The organism is Exiguobacterium sp. S22-S28 (assembly GCF_043359615.1).
Taxonomy (GTDB): domain Bacteria; phylum Bacillota; class Bacilli; order Exiguobacteriales; family Exiguobacteriaceae; genus Exiguobacterium_A.
Window position 1 is genome coordinate 539926 of the sequence record NZ_JBHFFC010000026.1, and the last position, 15269, is coordinate 555194.

A 15269-nucleotide genomic window follows, 5' to 3' on the forward strand; every position below is an offset into this window, starting at 1 on the left:
TTTGATAGAGCGACGACCAAAAGAAAACGAAAGAGCACAGGTCTCTTCCGTTTCGTAATTTCTGTTCAATAATAGCGGATCCATAAATAAAGTTGTGAAATAATCAGCGTTACGATAGTGATCGGGGCACCGTAAAGTAAAAATCGTCCGTATGTGAACTTCTCCCCTTTCCGTGTGGCTAATCCAGCGACAATCACATTGGCTGATGCTCCAATCAATGTACCATTCCCTCCAAGACATGCTCCAAGCGACAAGGACCACCATAACACGTCGACTTGTTGACTGTCTGGCGACAAACCGATTCCTGTTGCAACATCGTTGATTAAAGGAATCATCGTCGCTACGAACGGAATATTATCGATCGTCGCACTGGCAATTCCGGATAACCAAAGAACAGCTGTTGCTGTCGTCTGGATATCTCCTCCTGTCAACGTGATCGTTTTTTCCGCCAAGAAGCGGATGATTCCTACTTCTTGAATCCCACCTACTAAGATAAAAAGTCCAGCGAAGAAAAAGATTGTCGTCCACTCTACACGGGCGAATACTTCTTCCAGTTGGTGATTGTTTTCAATCGTCAGCAACATCAAGACGGTCGCTCCAAGGATCGCGATTGCCGGTGCTTCCAAATGAAGACCGATGCGACTCAGTAACGGATGAATGATGAACAGCGCAATCGTACTTAACAAGACGATGCTGCTGCGCATGACCAACTTACGGCTGATAATATAGCTGTTCTCGTCGATTTCCATTAATTTTTGTTGATCTTCCGGTTCCACGTGCAGTTGTTTCCGGAAAATCATATACAAAATACCCATCGTCACGATTGTAATCAACACAATCACAGGTGCTAAATTCAATAAAAAGGCATTAAACGTCAAATGCGGATTGGCCGCTCCAATCATGATGTTCGGAGGGTCACCAATCAAAGTTGCCGTTCCACCGATATTAGCGAATAAGACTTCCGCCAATAAAAACGGAAACGGTTTGATTTTCAGGACCTTCGTGATCGAAAACGTAATCGGAACGATCAAGAGAACCGTCGTGACGTTGTCTAAAAAGGCAGATCCGAGTGCCGTCAATCCGGACAGTAAAAACAAGATTTTTACCGGATCTCCCTTTGTCCGTTTCGCCGCTCGAATCGCGATATATTCAAACAGTCCCGATTGATTGGCAATCGTCACTAAAATCATCATCCCGATCAATAAGACGATTGTTCCCCATTCGACATATTCAAACAAGGCAGATTCCAAACGGACAATACCGAATATCACCATCGCCAAAGCCCCTAACAACGCAACGATGGCCCGGCTGATTTTTTCACTGATGATGAAAGCGTAGGTTACTAAAAAAATGAATAAGGCCCCGTAAATTTGAAGCGACGAGCTCGATGCTTCCGTAAACATTAAAACCTGCATGACAGATTCCTCCTAAGCATGACGAAACGCTCCCTTCGTGACGGGAGCGTCTTCATTCATGAATTCCAATAACCGATGCGTTGCCCCATCAAAACCGGACCTTTGATGTCCTCTTCTAATGTGATGGCATCTTTCGGACAAATCAAGACGACCGTTGAACCAAATGAAAAATAACCGAACTCGTCGCCCCGTTTAACTTCTCGATTTTGATTCGTCCGGACGATTGTATTCACATTCAAGGCACCAACCATGACGTGTTCAAGCGCGTGTTCACCATGTGTGATACGGGTGACCCGACGATAGTTCCGCGTCAACGGTCGTTTTCCATAAGAAAGACCCAGATCATTAACCGGTGCCGAATCACGTCCAAGCGTATAACTTGTCCGGATTGTCCCGTCAATCGGTACATGAACACGGTGGTAATTTTGCGGACTGAGGTAAAAAATCAATACCCGCCCCCCGATGTAGTGATCGGCTTCATGGTGCGAACCAAGCAGTTCGGAAACCGAATACGTCTGCCCTTTGACAGTAAAACGACTTTCTTCCGTCAAATCCTCGACAACGGATAAGACACCGTCACACGGACTGACGACCGCTTGTTCTGACCGATCAATCGGACGAACCGTTTCATTTAAGTTTCGAACGAACAATTCATGTAACGTCGTATACGATTCAAGCGGCTGACTTGCCTCTTGCATCTGTAAATCATACATCTTGACGAAAGGTTGGATCAGCGGTCGACTGATCGGACTCATCGCAAAGCGGCGCAGTTGTTTCGCGACGGTTGGATGGCCGTTCAGTTCAAACAGTTGCGTAAAGAACCATTTTTTAATCATTTAAATCACCTGACGACTCTTCTTCAGAATTTTTAACGGCTTTACCGGCGAAAAATTCTTTGTAGGCGTCTTCTGTCTGCTCACCGGATACCCGGCTAACTTCTTTTCCATCTTTGAAGTGAACGACAGTTGGTGTCCCTTCGATCGCAAATGTATCCCAAGCCGACTGTTCGACTGCCAGATCAATTTGTTCAAATGGAATGTCCTGCTTCTCACCGAGTGGTACTAAATACGGTTTTACTTTTTCACAGTGTACGCATCCCGTCTGATAAAAATACGTATAAAATTCATCACCGGACTTCAGCTTATCCGCTACTTGACCGGCCGTTAAGTTTCCGTTTTTCGATGCAGAATCCTCTCGATCCGTAAACAGTAACATCGTTGCCCCGATCAAGACGATCAGCGCAATCACACCAGCTGTAATCCAGTTAGCTTTCGACTGCGGTTTTTTTGTTGGTTTTACACGGTTAGATTTCTTCGACACAATATCCCTCCGTCATTTTGGCAACAGCCATTTTTTCTGAATCATTATAGCATGCCCCTCTGCAAGAATCGTATCGATTTGCAAAGCGTCATCAATCAGTAACAGATCGGCACGTTCACCTTGCCGGATGTCTCCCCCAGAAATGCCGTATGCTTCTGCGACGTTTGACGTGACCGTTTGGATGGCATCCTCTATACGTACACCATGCTGCACAGCATCACGGACCGCATCAAAAATCGATGTCGGTTTGCCGGTCTCAAGACGAAGCAATTTCCCACTCTCATCAAAGGCTGGTAAGCTGGCGCCAGCGTCACTCGACATCGTAATCTGGCGTAACGGGATACCGGCAGTAAGAGCACGCTGTAGTGCCTGGCCTGCTGGTATTTCCCCTTCTTCAATGAACGCCTCTGTCGTACAGGTCGTAAAATCAATTCGCCCGCCTTTTTTCGCCCAACGTAAACCGGCATCAAAAATCCGTTCACTGCGGTTGATGTGTGTCGGTAAAAACTGCGTGATCGGAATATCGGTCGTTTCGACCACTTCTTCCAGCAGGTCAAGGGCATCTTTACCGTCACCGACATGAACATTCATCGTTCCCCGGACCCCTTTTAAAAGACCTGCGATCCGCGCTTGCGACGCAAGGCGTGCCAACTCATGGACAGTCGGTTGTGTCGAACGATGGTCGTTGATGGCAATCTCACCCACCCCGATGACTTCGTTGATCAACAGGATGTCTTCCGCAATCGACTTCGTAATCGAAACCGGTGGGACAGCGTAACTTCCTGACAAGAGGAAAGAGCGGATACCTTGAATCGTATATCCCCGCACGTGTGCAAGCAGATCGATTCCAGTTCGTGTCCACCCATCTGTCCCAAGCAATCCGATAACGGTCGTGACACCACCTTCCAGAAAATCATGTGCGGAAAGCGGTGGTGTCCTTGTGGCAAAACCACCTTCTCCGCCCCCGCCGATTGGATGAACATGTCCATCGATCAATCCCGGGACCAATTGTTTGCCTGACCCGTCGATTATCTGACTCATCAGCCGTTCGTCCATCGCGTAGGAACCGATTGCAAGAATCTTTCCTCCACCAATCAGTACATCCGTCAATTTCCCGGTCAATGTCACATTTTTAAGTAATATCATCACTTGCCTCCTAAACTATAAAAAGCGAGTCTATCGTCCAAGTGACGATATCTCGCTTTTATCTTATTCTGCCTTTGTCCCTTGACCAAGACCAAGATCTTCGTTGACTGCATCAAGTGCGAAGACGACAAGTGAAGTCACGACTGACATAGCTGTCGCGAATCCGAAGTTATACGTGACTGCATCGACCGCTGATACGATGAACACGGCTGTGTTCACGAGTAAGAACGACCAGAAGAATGTAACGAGAAAACGCATTCTTCCCCCTCCATTTCTTAACTTACTTTTTAATGTCCTACGTTTCGTAGTATATCATTTTTTAAGACGGCGGACAGCTTTTCTCTGATTTTTTTAAACGCTTTCCTGAATTCAAAAAGCAGACAATTTTACATATTTTTCAGTTGATTATGCTACAGTAAGCGTAATGAATCCAGAGTGGAGTGAGTATCTCATGCAACGTCATCTAATCGCCGTCGATTTGGACGGAACATTATTACGCGACGATAAGACCATCAGTCAGGCCAACTTACATGCGTTGAGAACTGCACGTGACAATGGCCATGAAGTCGTCATCGCAACCGGGCGTCCTTTTCGGCACGCTAAACGCTATTACGATGAACTCGGATTGACGACACCCATCGTCAATTTTAACGGTGGACTTGTTCACCATCCGCAAGACCGTCACTTTGAAGTCAGCCATCATCCGATTCCGTTGAAAACCGTGCAACACATTCTAGAGTCGGTATCGGACTCCAAAACACAAAATATCGTCTGTGAAGTAACCGATCATGTTTACTTCCAACATAATCCGGTCGGTATTTATGAATTCTATACGGATCATGCCTTGTCCGTGACAACCGGCGATTTACGAAAGGTGTTGCAACACGAACCGACATCGCTGTTGATTCACGCCAAAGGCGAACATGTTCAGGAAATCCGATCCGAACTTTCAAGCATTCACGCTGAAACGGTCTTAAACCGCCAGTGGGTCAAACCGGAATATATGGTGGAAGTCATGCGAAAAGGTACAAGCAAAGCCATTGGCTTACAACAAATTTCGCGTCATCTTGGGATTGAACAAAAACAGATCATTGCTTTTGGCGATGAAGAAAATGATTTGGAAATGCTCGAATATGTTGGGCATGGCGTCGCAATGGGCAACGCTATCGGTGCGTTAAAATTGGTTGCCAACGGCACAACAAAGTCGAACCAAGAAGATGGAATCGCCTACTATCTGAAACATGTCCTTGGTGTGATTTAATGCCAGCAAAAGAAGCCGGTCTCTCTGTCCATCAGACAGAAAAGCCGGCTTCTTTTTTTACCTTATCCTTTGCGGAAGTACCCGACTACAGAGTCTGTTGCGACAACGTTGATGAATACCGTTTCGTCAGCGTCCCGGCAAATCCGCTCGATGTCACGCAACTCATGCCGTTCGATGACCATCATCAGCGTCGACTTTTCAGCCCGCGAATACGTTCCGATTGCCGGCATCTGCGTGATGCCTCGAATGATGTGCTGGTGCAGTGCCGTCGTAATATCGTCGGCATGATTTGTAATGATGAAAATCGTCAGGCGTTGATTGCTTGTATGAATTTCATCCACGACTTTTGAGGTGACATAAATGAAGACAATCGTGTACAGTGCCGTCGACCAGCCAAACAGCGCTCCCGCGAGAATCGCAATCAGGAAGTTCAACACAAACAGATATAACCCGACGCTACGGTCAGAGAAACGCGCGAAAATCAACGCTACGATATCAAAACCACCCGTAGATGCCCCGAATTTAATCGTAATCCCGGTTCCGATTGCCAGCAAGACACCGCCGAATACGGCATTGAGGGTTTGATCACCCGGAATGACAGCAAACTGAGGAATAAGTCCGATAAAAATGGTTGTCGCCAAAACGGAAATCAATGTAATGATGGTAAAACTGCGTCCGAGCATAATCCATGCCAAAACAATCAATGGTAGGTTCAAAACTAAAAACCAAACGTTTTCCCCAAAAGCGAATGCCGTTCCTTGTAACACTTGCGTTAAAATCTGAGCAAGTCCTGTAAATCCTGTCGAGTAAACACCACTTGGAATCAAGAACCAGTTCATTGCTACTGCGATGACGAACCCGCCAATCGAGGCGACAATTACTTTTAAGATACTTTCCTTTACAACCGCTGTCACACCTTGTTCTCCTCTCATTCGTAAACTATCTTGGAACACTTTAGCACATAACAAATGAGTCCGGATAGTCAAGATGACGAAAGAATTTCATTTCTTTTTTTGGTAACGCTCTCATTTTCAGAAGTTGAACACTTTCTCTTTCAAGTAAGAAAAAAGGCGGCAGATTTGAAATCCGCCACCTTGATTCATATAGAAACTACTGTTTGTCTCATCTCAATTTCATTAAACGGTCATGGAAGACGGAATCGTAACCGTGCCTTCTGCCGGGACTTCAACCGTTTCACCATGAAGCTGCAACGTAAATGCTCCACCTGTACTCTGTTCGATGCACACTTCGTTTTGTTTGACCTGAACCAGAATGTGATGCCCGCGCCATTGCATCCGGAACGAATAACTGGTCCAACCCTTCGGCAACATCGGTTTGAAGGATAACGTTCCCTGCTCGACCCGAAGTCCGGCAAATCCATGAACGATCGACATCCACGATCCGACCATTGATGTGATATGGAGACCGTCTTCAGTATCATTGTTGTAGTTATCAAGATCGAGACGTGCCGAACGTTGATAGAGTTCCATCGCTTTTTCTTCATAACCGACTTCGGCCGCGATGATCGAATAGATACACGGTGAAAGTGATGATTCATGAACCGTCCGCGGCTCATAAAAATCAAAGTTTTTCTTCTTCTCTTCAATCGAGAAACGATCCGTCAGGAAATAGAGTCCTTGCAAAACATCGGCTTGTTTGATGAAGACAGAACGCAAGACACGGTCCCACGACCAGTTTTGATTCAATGGAAGATGTTTTGGATCAAGATCGGCGACCATAATCTGTTCTTTATCCATGAAACCGTCTTGTTGCATGAATACATCCGGAACGAAATCGTCTTTCGGATAATACATTTTTTGATTGATATCAGCCCAGTGCGCTAATTCATCATCCGTTATAGCCAATTGGTGAATCAATTCTTCCAGACGCGCTGGTTCTTCTTGCTCAAGATGACGGTGCACTGTTTGGGCGTACTCCAGGCACCAAGCGGCCATCAAGTTCGTATACCAGTTGTTATTGACATTGTTTTCGTACTCGTTTGGTCCCGTGACACCAAGGATCATGTAGGCATCTTTGTGCGGGACATAGTTCACACGGCTTGCCCAGTAGCGCGCGATTTCAACAAGTACTTCAAATCCGTATTGTCCGAGGTAAGATGTATCTCCTGTGTAGTTCGTATAGTTATAAATTGCATGGGCAATCGCACCGTTCCGGTGGATTTCCTCATGCGTGATTTCCCACTCGTTGTGGCACTCTTCTCCGTTCATCGTCACCATCGGGTATAGAGCACCCTTCATCCCGACGTTCTTCTCCGCGTTTTCTTTCGCTTGCGGCAATTGGTTATGACGATACTTCAACAAGTTCCAAGCAACGTCCGGCTTCGATGTCGCCAGATAGAAGTTCAAGCAGTACGCTTCCGTATCCCAGTATGTCGCCCCACCATACTTTTCTCCCGTAAATCCTTTTGGTCCAATGTTCAGGCGGGAATCTTCGCCAGTATACGTTTGGAACATGTGGAAGATGTTAAATCGAATCCCTTGTTGGGCTTCGATATCACCTTCAATCTTCACATCCGCTTCTTCCCAGTGTTTCAACCAGGCCGTTTCATGCGCTGCAAGCAGCCCATCAAAGCCGGTATCAAAAGCATCATTGACACGTTTCATCGCCTGTGCCAATAAGTCTTCAATCTCATAGTCCCGATTTGTCACGAGTGCCACTAATTTTTCAGCCGTCACCGCTTCTCCTGCCTTCACCTGTTTCGTGAAGCGGTTTGCGACGTACTGTAACGTGCTCTCAAGCACTTCACATTTAGCACCTTCGACATCTGTGATCATCGCAGCCGTGACGTGCCAGTCCAGCTTCTTCGTTTTCGACGTGACATAGGCAAATCGTTCTTCTGCCCCGTGCTCTACCGGCAGCCAGAATTTTTCATCGTAGTTCGAATCCTCGTTTTCGACATCCGCGTCAAGGTAAGATTCGATGACCACATCCGCATCAAAGTTGACCGGCGTGACCGTATATCGAAGAGCGGCCAATTCTTTATCAACGATTGAGAAAAAACGTTTTGCTTCAATTTTTGTTTCCTCGACACCATTTCTAATCAGCATCGTACGTGTCAAAACACCATGTTGCATATCGAGTTCTCTCTTGAAATCGACAACTTCCCACTCATTCAAATCCACTTTTTTACCGTTGATTGAAATACGAAGTCCCATGATGTTCACAGCATTCAACACTTTTGCGAAGTATTCCGGATAGCCATTTTTCCACCATCCGACTCGTGTTTTATCCGGATAGTAAACGCCTGCGACATACATCCCTTGGTGCGTATCTCCGGAGTAATCTTCTTCAAAATTTCCGCGCATTCCCATATGACCGTTCCCAATCGCTGTCATTGATTCAGCAAGACGGTTATCTTCCGGATGGAAACCCTGCTCAGTAATTTTCCACTCATTAATATCAAACAATCTTTTCATTATAAGTCGCTCCTTTATTCTTAATCACACGGATGCACAAAAAGCTTTTTTGTAAGCGTTTTTATTTACTCTACCTTCTTTATTCTACACATAATCACCGTTAATGCAATCGTTTGCACGAAAATAAAAATCTTTTTTCATTCGCTTCATCATTTCATATTTTTAATTGATTTTTTCTTTGATTTTTTTCAAAAAAACATCACTTGTCCGTCTCGGAAAAGTGATGTTTGGGAAATAGTATTATTTAGTTTATCGTACCACCGCACGATTGACGAACGACTAAATAATGAGGTACGATGACACGCTTTCCGTATGGTGTCGCCTCTTCATTCATCTGTTCGATCAGACAATTCGTCGCCTCAAATCCTAAACCAAAGATGTTGATTTCGACCGAGGTCAAAGGAGGACTCGAAAATTCGGCAATAAATAAGTTGTTGAAACTAACGACTGCCATCTGATCCGGCACACTGATTTCCATCTCATTCAACGTGCTCATGACACCCAGCGCCATCATGTCATCACTGACGACAACGGCCGTCGGTGGATGTTCGAGCGACATCAGCCGTTTGACTGCGTCTGCTCCGCCAGTCGTCATGAACGGGGCACTGACGATGTAGGATTCATGAATCGGGATTCCTTCTTCCATTAGTGCTGTCTTGTAACCGCCGACACGCTCCTGCGTCACCGCAAGATCTTGTGCCCCTCCGACGAAAGCGATACATTCATGTCCGAGTTGATGTAAATATTTCGTGACTTCGCGTCCCGCGAGATAATTGTCTGTATCGACATACGTGACATGTGACGAATCACTGAATGGTTTGCCGACGACGACAAATGGAAATTTAGAATCCTGCAAAAACTGGACAACTTTATCATCGGTCCGCGAATATAAGACGACGACCCCATCGACACGACGACCCTGAACCATCGAGACGACTCCTTCGTAGACCTCTTCTTCCGATACTCCCGTCGTCATATACAAGGAATAGCCATTTTGATGCGCTTTCGTGCTGATTCCCCGGATTACTTCCGAAAAAAACGGATTCTGGAGTGTTTTCGTTGCCGCGCTTGGCATGACGAGTCCAATTGCCTGCGTCGTCCGATTCGCCAGACTCCGAGCGTGCACGTTCGGATGGTAACCGAGTTCTTCCATCGCTTGACGGACACGTTCTTTCGTTTTTTGACTGATGCGTGGACTGTTGGCAATGACACGCGAAACCGTTGATGGTGCAACGTTCGCCTCTCTTGCGACATCCTTGATAGTTACTTGCATCCCTTTCACCTCATCATTTCCCTACAAATGTATTTTAGTGTATTTCTTTTGTTCGATTAATCCGTCTTCGATGAACGAACAAAATGATTAAGGCAAGGATTGGCGCGATTGATCCAATCGCAACGAGCGACATCCAGTTGACCTGTGAACGTTCCACCACGTATCCATTGGCGCTGTTTGCATCAAGCGTGACCTCATAAGCATCTCCATCTTGACGCACGACGTCAGAAAACAACAATCCCCGAAGGCGCTGTTCATCACCGATTTCTGATGATTTAACACGTAATGTCGTTTTCTTTTCTCCTAAGTTGATGGCATAGAGGACGGTTTGGTCTTTTACTTTTCGTTCATAAACGGCCATATGATCCGTCTTGGCGACCAACCGCTGTTTCCCGGTCTCAAATGCTGGATAGTTCTGTCGCATTTTATTGAGCGTCTGAATATATTCCTGCATCTTGTCATTTTTATCAAACTCCATCATCATCCGGTTTCCGGGATCATCGCCGCCCGGCATTGCCACTTCCGTCCCCTGATAGACAATCGGCATGCCTGGTGCTGCATAGAGCGCAAACAAAGCTAAACGCAATTGACGTTCTGCATCCTCGGTCCCGCCGATTTTGGCTTCCGTGATGAAGCGTTTAACATCATGATTATCGATGAAATTCGCCAACGCGATTGCTTTCGGATTAAACGTAGTATCTCGATTATAAACTGAATCCAACTCTTCCGCCGAACCATTTTTTCGAGTGAATTGATCTTTTACACCATAATAAAATGGAAAATTCGTGACTGAATCAAATCCTATTTTAGAATACGTCGCAATTTTTCGCGGATCCCCGTCAAAAACCTCTCCGAGTAAAAATAAATCCGGATGGTCTTGTTTGACGGCGGGAATGAATTTTTCCCAAAAAGCAGGTGGAACGTGACGGACGGTATCGAGACGGTAACCGTCGATCCCCGTTTCATCGACCCAATACTTCGCGACATCAATCAGATAATTGACGACTTCTTTGTTTTCTGTGTTAAAGTCCGGTAAGTCAAACAGCCAGTTGTTCTCGACTTCCGCTTGGTTGTTCCAGTTCATGATGGTTTGTTCTTTATGGAACCAGTCCGGTTTTTCCTCAACGAGCGGATGATTTGGACCGAGGTGATTGACGACCAGATCCAATACCACTTTGAGGTCGCGCTCATGCGCTTCTTTGACCAGCGTCTTAAATTCTTCTTTCGTGCCGAAATGTGGATCAATCTTGTAATAATCTTCTGTCCAGTAACCATGGTAGCCATTCGGTCGATTCTTAAAAATCGGCGTCAACCAAATCGATGTGAATCCTTGATCTTTGATGTAGTCAAGCCTTTTTGTGACTCCCGCCAAATCCCCGCCTTGAAAAGCTTTTGGATCCTCGGGATTTGCTTCTAAATCGTTACTCGGGTCACCGTTCTCAAACCGGTCGACCATGATGAAGTACATCCGTTCTTTTTCCCATCCTGCTGCTTCACTCGTCTGCGGAAAAGTCCCGATAGACAAGAGAAGCGGCAAGAGGAGAAGCATCACGCCTCGTCTCATGCCGCTGATTCCCCCTTGATTAATTAACCTTTCGTTCCGCCTGCCGTCAATCCAGATACGAAGAAGCGCTGGAAAGCGAAGAACAGAAGAACGATTGGTACTGCTGATAACACGGCACCTGCCGCAAACAATGTGAAGTTATTATCGAATTGCTCTGAAACCATGTTGTAGAGTCCAACGGCTAACGTCTGTTTCTCCGGTGAACGGAGAACAAGTGATGCCAAGATGAAATCGTTAAATGGTGCCATGAAGTTAAACAAGGCGATAACCGCGACCATTGGTTTAGCGAGCGGAAGAATGATCTGCCAGAAGATCCGAAGATGTCCTGCTCCATCCATCCGTGCCGCTTCATCCAGTTCCTTTGGTATTGTATCAAAATATCCTTTTGCAAGATACGTATTCATCGGAATCGCTCCACCTGCGTACAAGAGAATCAATGCCAAATGTGTATCAAACAGTTGCAACATGTTCAACAAGACGTAAATCGCGATGATGGCAACGAATTGTGGCACCATTTGCAGCACGAGGAACAAGATCAGTGAATTTTTCCGTCCGACGAACCGGTACCGCGAAAAAATATACCCTGTCAGCGTAATCAATGCCACCGAGACGACCATCGTAATCACGGCGATTTTGATGGTGTTCAAATACCACATGCCATAATCCGTTTGTGTCGCATCAAATAAGTCAAAGTAATGGATCAATGTCGGATTGCTTGGGAAGATATCAGAAGTGATGCTTTTCCCCGGGTTTAGTGATGTCCCGACAACCCATAGCAGTGGATACACGATAATTATCGAGGCGATCGTCAAAATGAGGTATGACAACGCCATATTGATTCGGTTTTGTTTTCTCATTAGATCATATCCTCATCTTTGAATGATTTTGAACGTTTAAACTGAATGACGGCAATCGTCATGATAAAGAACGACAACACGAGCGTAATCGCGGCGGCAAATCCATATTGCGGATTCGAACCAAGCGACAGTTTGTAAATCCAGGAGATCAGGATATCCGTTCCGCCAGCCGATTGACCCGGAACAGCCGGTCCCCCGTTATTAAAGAGATAGATGATGTTGAAGTTGTTGAAGTTAAACGTATATTGCGTGATTAAGATTGGTGCTGTTGCAAACAAGATCATCGGTAATGTGATCAAGCGGAACTTCTCGCCCGACGTCGCACCGTCAATCGTTGCTGCTTCGTATAGATCTTCCGGAATCGACTGCAAGATTCCTGTCGTCAATGTCATGATGTACGGGAATCCGAGCCACCACTGTATGCCGATCAAGGCAAGTCGTGTATATGTCGGATCCGTCATCCATTCGGCACCGCCGTCGATTCCGATTGCCGGTAGCAATGTCGTATTAAAGACACCAAACGTCTCATTAAACATCGAACGGAAAATCAAGATTGTGATGAATGCCGGTACTGCCCACGATAGGATCAGAATCGAACGGAAGAAACGTTTTCCTTTTAAACCTTTTTGGTTCAACAGAACGGCGAGACCAATCCCGATCGCGATGACACCCGTCGTCGAAGCGACTGTCCAAACGAGCGTCCAGCCTAATACGCTGACGAACGTGTCACGGAAGATGTCGACGGTGAAGATGTTTAAGAAGTTTTGAATCCCAATCCAGTCGACGAGTTTTGCAGGTGGTGAGTTGTTGAACTTATAGTTCGTAAAGGCAATCAAAAATGTGAAAATCAATGGTAAGACAACTGTGAAAACAAGGAGAACCAATGATGGAATCAACATTGCATACGGGAATCCGTTATCACGGAAGTTCCGCAACTGCATTTTTAATGAAGGGACTTCCAATTCTAAATCCCTAAGTTTCCCGATTCGATACGCATCGATAAAGTTCCAGACGTAAATGGCGATACCAAACACAAGCAGAATCAACGCAATGATTCCCTCGACCATCAAGAAGATCGAGTGATCCCCCCTTACGCCTGGTACCTCACCGAGTGTAATCAATCCCCAGATCGCCCCGCGATCTCCAGGACCGTTCCCGGCACCTTTAAAAAACAGCTCGAAATTCACTAAAAAATACGATAAAACGACGATTAAAAATGTCGCACCCTTTAAAAATTGTTTGTTGTACAGTTGTCCCAATCCTGGAACGATCGATAATGCTGCTGCAATCGTCCGGTGATTCGTTTTAGGCTTTGGTGTTTTCGTAGGTTGTGGTGTCGCAATGGCCGCCATCGTCTGTTCTCCTTTCCAAAGGTCATGTCTGACCTCAGGCTTCTCTTCCAACCATAAAGATAAGGGGGAATCCAAGATCCCCCTTTCTTTAATTCTGTGTCAATGATTCAGTTGCTTATTGCTTAGTGCTTATTGCTTGTTTGCTTCGATTTGTTGCTTGATTTGTTTTACAGCATCATCCGCTGATTTTTGTGCATCTTGTTTGTTTGTGGCAACGAGTTGAAGTGCTGCTGCCATCGGCTCCCAAACTTGACCCATCTCAGCGATGTTCGGCATTGGTACACCGTCTTTAGACTGTGCGAAGACTGCTGCTGCAACTTCGTTGTCTTTAATGGTTGCGTCTTCTTGAAGTGAAGTGATCGGTGGAATCTCGTTATACTTTTCAAACATTACTTTTGCGTTCTCTTCGCCAGTCAGTGACGCGAGGAACTTTTCTGCCCATTCTTGGTTTTCAGAGTAAGCTGAAACAGCGTATGTCTTAACACCTACAAACGTTTTGATCGCTTCACCGTTTGGAAGCTTTGGAAGTGCTGCTGCACCTAAGTTGATGCCTTTTTCTTTATAGCTTGCAACTGCCCATGGTCCGTTCATGACTGCGACTGCTTTCTTGTCGCCGAACAGTTGGTCCATTGCTTGACCACCGCCACCGCCGATCAAACCTTTCGGGAAGAGACCTTCTTTATACCATTTACCGATGTAATCCATTCCTTCAACAGCACCCTCGTTGTTGAGACCGATGTCAGCAGGATCAAGTTTTCCACCGTTATCTTTAAAGACGTATCCGCCGTATCCGCCGATTGGACCGTGTGCGAAGTAGAAGTTATCCCAAAGTGCGAGGAAACCGTACTTGCCGTCTTTTTTCTGTTCTGTTGATACTTTATACAAATCATCCATTGAAGCTGGTGCTTCTTTTAACTCGTCTTTGTTGAAAAGAAGAATTGGTGTTTCGACTGCTTTAGGATAGCCGTATACTTTGCCGTCGAATGTAACGGCTGATTTTGCTGTATCAATGAATGGCTCAAGTGCTTTTTCGTCGTCTTTGAGTTCAGCAATCAATCCTTGGTCAACAACTGTTCCGATTTGGTCATGCGGAAGAAGAATGATATCAGGACCTTTTCCTGCTGGACCGTCAAGAGCGACTTTCTTTTGTTGATCCGTCATTTTAACTTCTTTGACTTCAACTTTGACGCCTTCTTTTTCTTCAAACGCTTTCGCAGCCGCTTTAGTTGTTTCCGCTTTTTCTGTATCTTCCCAAATGACGATTTTAGCTGGTTTTTTTCCGCCCTCTGAACTTGTGTCCGAAGAACCTGAATCCGTGCCGCCACCACATGCTGCAAGCGCACCGACAGCCATGACAGATACTGAAAGACCAGCTACTAATTTTTTAATTTCCATGATTTAAAATTCCTCCCCAAGTTAACGTGCGAATGATAAGCTCTGATGCACAACGTTTGCATAAAGGCACAACCATCTTCTCGTGAGAACAACCGAGCGGTTGTAAGCGTTTTATGAAAACGTTTGCATCACCTTTACATTTTTATTATACAATCTAAAATCCTTTTGACAAGTCCTTTTCTTCAAATATTTCCTTACATTCAAAAAAGATTCTCAAAAAGTATTCTCAAAAACAAATTAGATACATTA

Annotated in this window: 13 protein-coding genes; 1 reads left to right on the forward strand and 12 read right to left on the reverse strand. The window is 45.5% G+C overall.

Features of this window, described 5'->3' with window-relative positions:
• Positions 1-65: 65 nt before the first annotated feature.
• From ACHA8N_RS09380 to ACHA8N_RS09400, 5 genes are all read right to left on the reverse strand, one after another.
• Positions 66-1415 carry an ArsB/NhaD family transporter gene (locus ACHA8N_RS09380; RefSeq protein WP_393965510.1) on the reverse strand — a complete coding sequence of 450 codons (1350 nt, stop codon included), beginning with the start codon at positions 1413-1415 and terminating at the stop codon, positions 66-68.
• 56 nt (positions 1416-1471) lie between these two features.
• Positions 1472-2251, reverse strand: a complete 780-nt coding sequence (locus tag ACHA8N_RS09385; protein WP_393965511.1) for a phosphatidylserine decarboxylase — start codon at positions 2249-2251, stop codon at positions 1472-1474.
• Entirely contained in the window at positions 2244-2735 is a 492-nt protein-coding gene (locus ACHA8N_RS09390) for a thioredoxin family protein (RefSeq protein WP_131973235.1), read from the reverse strand. The genes ACHA8N_RS09385 and ACHA8N_RS09390 overlap by 8 nt, the downstream gene beginning before the upstream one ends.
• Before the next feature lie 12 nt (positions 2736-2747).
• Positions 2748-3881 carry a beta-aspartyl-peptidase gene (gene iadA, locus ACHA8N_RS09395; RefSeq protein WP_393965512.1) on the reverse strand — a complete coding sequence of 378 codons (1134 nt, stop codon included), beginning with the start codon at positions 3879-3881 and terminating at the stop codon, positions 2748-2750.
• A 63-nt stretch (positions 3882-3944) separates the two neighbouring features.
• Positions 3945-4139, reverse strand: a complete 195-nt coding sequence (locus ACHA8N_RS09400) for a YjzD family protein (protein WP_012369663.1) — start codon at positions 4137-4139, stop codon at positions 3945-3947.
• Between the two features lie 193 nt (positions 4140-4332).
• On the opposite strand from ACHA8N_RS09400, the gene ACHA8N_RS09405 reads away from it, so the two are divergent.
• Positions 4333-5142 (forward strand): Cof-type HAD-IIB family hydrolase, encoded by an 810-nt coding sequence (locus tag ACHA8N_RS09405; protein ID WP_147511935.1) that lies wholly within the window; start codon positions 4333-4335, stop codon positions 5140-5142.
• A 62-nt stretch (positions 5143-5204) separates the two neighbouring features.
• Here ACHA8N_RS09405 and ACHA8N_RS09410 read toward each other — a convergent pair whose 3' ends face one another.
• The 7 genes from ACHA8N_RS09410 to ACHA8N_RS09440 form a co-directional block, all read right to left on the reverse strand.
• Positions 5205-6056 carry a YitT family protein gene (locus tag ACHA8N_RS09410; RefSeq protein ID WP_393965513.1) on the reverse strand — a complete coding sequence of 284 codons (852 nt, stop codon included), beginning with the start codon at positions 6054-6056 and terminating at the stop codon, positions 5205-5207.
• Positions 6057-6278: 222 nt separating this feature from the next.
• Entirely contained in the window at positions 6279-8579 is a 2301-nt protein-coding gene (locus ACHA8N_RS09415; RefSeq protein ID WP_147511937.1) for a glycoside hydrolase family 65 protein, read from the reverse strand.
• Positions 8580-8823: 244 nt separating this feature from the next.
• Complete coding sequence (locus ACHA8N_RS09420) at positions 8824-9852, reverse strand: LacI family DNA-binding transcriptional regulator (protein ID WP_147511938.1); 1029 nt, start codon at positions 9850-9852, stop codon at positions 8824-8826.
• Positions 9853-9886: 34 nt separating this feature from the next.
• Positions 9887-11416: an alpha-amylase family glycosyl hydrolase gene (locus ACHA8N_RS09425; protein ID WP_393965514.1), complete on the reverse strand. Its 1530-nt coding sequence runs from the start codon at positions 11414-11416 to the stop codon at positions 9887-9889.
• Positions 11417-11439: 23 nt separating this feature from the next.
• Positions 11440-12273, reverse strand: coding sequence for a sugar ABC transporter permease (locus tag ACHA8N_RS09430; protein WP_012369657.1), 834 nt, complete (start codon positions 12271-12273; stop codon positions 11440-11442).
• Complete coding sequence (locus ACHA8N_RS09435) at positions 12273-13625, reverse strand: ABC transporter permease subunit (RefSeq protein WP_147511940.1); 1353 nt, start codon at positions 13623-13625, stop codon at positions 12273-12275. The genes ACHA8N_RS09430 and ACHA8N_RS09435 overlap by 1 nt, the downstream gene beginning before the upstream one ends.
• 129 nt (positions 13626-13754) lie before the next feature.
• Positions 13755-15014, reverse strand: coding sequence for an extracellular solute-binding protein (locus ACHA8N_RS09440; protein WP_393965562.1), 1260 nt, complete (start codon positions 15012-15014; stop codon positions 13755-13757).
• Positions 15015-15269 lie beyond the last annotated feature (255 nt).